This window comes from Bradyrhizobium sp. P5_C11_2 (assembly GCF_054049755.1).
Map to the genome: position 1 here is coordinate 1 of NZ_JBFULT010000535.1, position 5249 is coordinate 5249.

Here is a 5249-nt window from a genome sequence, read left to right on the forward strand (position 1 = left end):
TTTCTGGCGATCGCGAGCGCGCCCGCAACGCTCGCGCTGGTGCTGTTCGCATTCGGCGCCGCGCTCGGCTCCATCGACGTCGCCATGAACATCCACGCGGTCGAAGTGGAGCGGGCTGCGGCACGTCCGCTGATGTCCGGCTTCCACGCGCTGTTCAGCATCGGCGGCTTCGCYGGATCAGCCCTGATGACATTATTGCTCTCGCTGCAACTCGGCGCGCTCGCCTGCACGCTGATCTGCTCCGTCCTGATGCTGATCGCCATGCTGATAGCCTGGCCGCGCCTGCTTCGTTCGGCGCAGGCGCAGGAAGGACCGCTGTTCGTGCTGCCGCATGGATCGGTGCTTCTGCTCGCGCTGCTCGGCGCGATCACTTTTCTCGTCGAAGGCGCGATGCTGGATTGGGGCGCACTGCTCGTCATCGGCGCCGGCCTCGTCTCCGAGGCGCAAGGCGGGGCCGGTTACATCGTGTTCTCGATCGCGATGACCGTTGGGCGGCTCGGCGGCGACGCCGTCGTGGCCCGCATCGGGGATCGTACGACATTGTTCTGGGGCAGCCTGCTTGCGATCGCCGGCTTCGCGGTCCTGCTCACCGCCCCCGTCGCGGCGGCCGCCATGACTGGCTTCCTCCTCATCGGCCTGGGTGCATCGAACCTCGTGCCGGTGCTGTTCCGCCGGGCGGCCACACAGAAGGCGATGCCCACGGGCCTCGCCGTCGCGGCCATCACGACCGCCGGCTATGCAGGCATTCTCATCGGTCCCGCCGGCGTCGGATTCATCGCCCGCATTGGCGGGCTGCCGACGGCGTTCTGGCTTCTGGCCGCGCTGATGGCTCTCGTCGCGCTCTCGGCGCGCATCGTCACGGCAGACCCGCGCCAAGCGATCCAACCTGTCCCGCCGACTTGAGGAGACTGACCTAAGTTCCTCGTTTCAAAGCGATATTTCCGCATGGCCGATACGGCGCATCAGGCGGCCTGGCCGGAACTCGGCCGTACCCCACTGTGCTTTCGGCCAGTTTACTCAACGCCTCGATCTGCTAGACCGAAGCAACAATTTTCGACTCCCGTCGAGGGGGCAATGGCGCGTGCCAGATCGTACTGACGAAGCCTCGGCCATTTCATTTGGGCCGTTTCGGCTGTTTCCAAGGTCCCGGCTCCTGGAGAAAGACGGCGTGCCGCTTCATCTCGGCGGCCGCGCGCTCGATATCCTCATCTTCCTCGCCGAGCGCCCCGGTGAAGTCGTCGACAAGAGAGTGCTGGTCAAGCGCATCTGGGCCAACGTCAATGTCGACGAGGGCAGTCTGCGCTTTCACATCGCGGCGTTGCGCAAGGCGCTGGGCGATACCGGCAAATCCGCCCGTTACGTCGTCAACGTGCCGGGACGCGGCTATTGCTTCGTCGCCTCCCTCGCTCAGGCGCCCCCATCGGTGGTCCCGCCCGCCGCCGAAGTCGCGCCTCCGCGCTCCCTCCCGGCACCGCTCGCCAAGATGGTCGGGCGAGAGGATGTCGTCGAGAAGATCTCGAACGGACTTTCGCTGCATCGCTTCATGACCGTGGTCGGCCCCGGCGGCATCGGCAAGACCGCGGTCGCGGTGACCGTCGGGCATCGCCGGTCGGCGGACTTCGGCGGAGGCGTTTTCTTCGTCGATTTCGGTCCGCTGAGGGATGCCAATCTCGTTGCAACCACCATTGCCTCCGCGCTCGGACTGACCATCAGCTCGGAGGATCCGATGCCGGGCCTGCTGGCATTCCTGAGCGCGAGCCCGGTCCTGCTGATCTTCGACGGTTGCGAACATGTGCTGGATACGTTGGCGCCGCTGGTCGAGCGCATCGTTCGCGATGCGCCGCAGCTTCACGTTCTCGCAACCAGCCGCGAGTCGTTCCGGAGCGAAGGGGAGCGGATCTTCCGGCTGTTCCCGCTGGATTGTCCGCCGGAGCGCGACGGCCTGAACGTCGCCGAGGTCCTCGCCTACCCTGCGGCCCAACTCTTCATCGAGCGCATTGCGCAGAACTCGGGTCCGTTCCAGCTCAGCCCCGAAGAGGCGCCCCTCGTCGCGAATATCTGCCGGCGCCTCGACGGCATTGCGCTTGCCATCGAGCTTGCGGCGGGTCGCGTCAATGCGTACGGCATCGCAGGCACGGCATCGCTGCTCGACAGTCGCTTTTCGCTGCAATGGCGAGGGCGGCGCACGGCTGTTCCGCGACACCAGACGCTGAGTGCTGCGCTCGACTGGAGCTACGACCTCCTGCCTGCGGCCGAGAGCGCCACCTTGCGACGACTGTCGGTTTTCGTCGGATCCTTTGCACCGGAGGCGGCTGCCGTGGTCGCGTCGGGCGACGGCCTCAGCGCATCGGAAACGCTCGAAGCGATCGACAGCCTGGTCACCAAATCGCTGATCGCCCCGTCCGGCTCGCGGGCATTGCGCTATCGCCTGCTCGACACCACACGGACCTATGCACACGGGAAGCTGAACGAACTCGGCGAAACAAGGCAGTTCGCGCGGCGCCATGCCGAGCATTTTAGCGACTTGCTCGAGCGCGCGGAGTCCGACACGTCAACTCCTCTGCCCGAATGGCTGAACACTCATGGCGCGGTGCTGGACAATGTGCGCGCGGCACTGGACTGGGCCTTTGCACCCGACGGCGACGCTGCGCTGGGTATCGCACTGACGGCGGCCGCGGTCACGCTGTGGGTGCGCCTTTCCTTGTTCGCCGAATGCCGCGAGCGCACAAAGACGGCTCTCGCAGCGCTCGGCGACACCGGCGGCGACGACCATATCCGCATGCAGCTGCTGTCGGCGCTCGGCTGGTCGCTGATGTATGGCGAGGGCCGCGCGCGCGACGCCCGTCCGATCCTCGAGACGACCCTCGAATTGGCCGACAGGCTCGACGACAAGGATTTCCGGCTGCGGGCGCTCTGGGGATTGTGCATCGACCAGTTCAACAACGGACAATTCGGCAAGGCCCGCGCGCTTGCCGATCGCTTCACGGACGCAGCAGCGAACTCGCCCGACAAGACAGATCTCATGCTGGCGGACCGGCTGATGGCGGTGGCTCTGCATTATCTCGGAGACCAGACCGGGGCGCGGCTGCATATCGACCGGATCAACGCATCGCTGCATGTGTTCGTGGAGAAGCCCAAGGTCTTCCCGCTCGATCTCAGGATATCGACGCAATATTTCCGGGCCCGCATCCTATGGCTTCAAGGCCTGGCCGACCAGGCGCAGGCGCTCGCCGCCAGAAACATCGAGGAAGGCCGCGCCGACGGCCACGCGCTGACCTTCTGCAGCGTGCTGGGACAGGCCGCCTGCCCGATCGCTTTCTGGGCCGGCGATTTCGATGCCGCCGAACGCCACGGCACGGCGCTGCTCGAGCACGCCGAACGCCACGCCATCCGGCTGTGGGGCCTGTGGGCGCGCGCCTTCAACGCCGCCGTGACTGCGAAGCGCGGTGACGTCGCGACGGGCCTGCCGCTGCTGAGTGAAGAGCTCAATCGCGCCGGCGATGCGCGCTTCCTGCCACGCTTTCTTCCCCTCCTTGGCGAACTTGCGGCGTGTTTCGGAGAGGCCGGTCAGGTCGATCGCGGCCTTGACGTGATCGAGGACGCATTGGCGCGTTGCAACGACCGGCAGGAGCGCTGGTATCTGCCGGAGCTGATCCGCATCAAGGGAGAATTGATGCTGAAGAGCGCGCGGCATGCGAGGGACGCCGAGGCGCGGTTTCGCGAGGCCATGGACGTCGCGATCCAGCAGGGCGCGCGCTTCTGGGAGCTTCGATGCGCGATCAGCCTTGCGCGGTTCAGGATCGGCGCGGGCCAAAGCGGGGAAGCTCTCGCGGTTCTCGACAATGTCTGCGGAGCGTTTGCCGAGGGCGCAGACATCGCCGACATGCGCATCGCGCGCGATCTGATCGCGCAATTGCGAACCTGATGGAGCACCGATCGCGCAACGACGCGATCTAGCCTCCTGCCACCGCCGCGCGCCGCGGCAGCTTCCAGTCGGGCCGGATGAAGTGGCAGGTGTAACCGTCGGGATAGCGCTCGAGATAATCCTGATGCTCGGGCTCGGCTTCCCAGAAGTCGCCGGCGGGGGTTACCTCGGTGACCACTTTGCCGGGCCACAGATGCGATGCCTCGACGTCGGCAATCGTATCTTCGGCGATCCGCTTCTGCTGGTCCGTCGTGGTGAAGATCGCCGAACGATAGCTCGTCCCCCGATCGTTGCCCTGGCGGTTGAGCGTGGTGGGATCGTGGATCTGGAAGAAGAACTCCAGCATCGTCCGGTAATCCGTCTTCGCCGGATCGAACATGATCTCGATCGCTTCGGCGTGCCCGTCATGATTGCGATAGGTGGCGTTCTTCACCTCGCCGCCTGTGTAGCCGACGCGGGTCGAGATCACGCCGGGCTGCCTGCGGATCAGATCCTGCATGCCCCAGAAGCAACCGCCGGCCAAAACTGCGCGCTCTGTCGTCATGTATCAGCTCCCAATTGACCGGTCCGTCCGTTCAGCACCTGTCGCACCATACGCGTTCCGCGGTGCGGCGTAAGCCGGTCTTTTTTACGGATGACCATCCGGTTCCTCTCGGGATGACGCCGAAGCCTCAACAATTTCAGCGTCCCCGACCAGAACCGGATGGGCAGGATGTTGCAAGCTCGCAGTCAGATCAATTTGGCGTCGAGCGTGATCTCGGCGTTGAGCACCTTCGAGACCGGACAGTTCTTCTCGGCCTCACCGGCGATGCGGGCGAAACCGGCATCGTCGAGGTTCGGCACCTTGGCGCGCAGGGTGAGCGCCGACTTGCTGATCTTGAACCCCTTGCCTTCGGGCTCGAGGCTGACCGCTGCTTCCGTCGAGAGCTCGGTCGGCGTGAAGCCGGCGAGTTGAAGGCCGAAGGCCAGCGCCATGGTGAAGCAGCCGGCGTGAGCCGCCGCGATCAACTCCTCGGGATTCGTCCCCTTCTCGTTCTCGAAGCGGGTCTTGAACGAATAGGGCGTCTCGGCGAGCACGCCGGATTCGCTCGACAGGTGGCCGCTGCCATCGCGGCCGGTGCCCTTCCATACTGCTTTCGCCTTGCGGATCATCTCACTTCTCCTTGCTTGTTTTCGGCACCGAGGCGGCCTCGGCTTTGCCCCCTGCCGCCTTCCAACCGGTCGAGCGCCGCAGCGGTTCCGTCAGTCGCCGACCTGTCCGACATGGAAGTCCAATCGGCTCCCGACGTCACCCCTGCGTCAACGCCTTGGTACGCTACCGGCT

4 protein-coding genes are annotated in these 5249 nt (G+C 65.5%); 2 read left to right on the forward strand and 2 right to left on the reverse strand.

Annotated elements, in window-relative coordinates; genetic code table 11:
• The coding region (locus ACXJL8_RS33200) for an MFS transporter (protein WP_456686316.1) at positions 1-903 on the forward strand (903 nt) is incomplete at its 5' end.
• Between the two features lie 178 nt (positions 904-1081).
• Entirely contained in the window at positions 1082-3925 is a 2844-nt protein-coding gene (locus ACXJL8_RS33205) for an ATP-binding protein (RefSeq protein ID WP_456621104.1), read from the forward strand.
• A 28-nt stretch (positions 3926-3953) separates the two neighbouring features.
• Here ACXJL8_RS33205 and msrA read toward each other — a convergent pair whose 3' ends face one another.
• Both msrA and ACXJL8_RS33215 read right to left on the reverse strand, forming a co-directional pair.
• Positions 3954-4469, reverse strand: a complete 516-nt coding sequence (gene msrA, locus ACXJL8_RS33210) for a peptide-methionine (S)-S-oxide reductase MsrA (protein ID WP_456621105.1) — start codon at positions 4467-4469, stop codon at positions 3954-3956.
• 185 nt (positions 4470-4654) lie between these two features.
• Positions 4655-5077: an OsmC family protein gene (locus ACXJL8_RS33215; RefSeq protein ID WP_456621106.1), complete on the reverse strand. Its 423-nt coding sequence runs from the start codon at positions 5075-5077 to the stop codon at positions 4655-4657.
• Positions 5078-5249: the final 172 nt, after the last annotated feature.

Bases quoted from the DNA above. Each gene is read 5' to 3' on its own strand.
- ACXJL8_RS33215 (WP_456621106.1), bottom strand. From the start codon at position 5,077: ATGATCCGCAAGGCGAAAGCAGTATGGAAGGGCACCGGCCGCGATGGC.
- msrA (WP_456621105.1), bottom strand. From the start codon at position 4,469: ATGACGACAGAGCGCGCAGTTTTGGCCGGCGGTTGCTTCTGGGGCATG.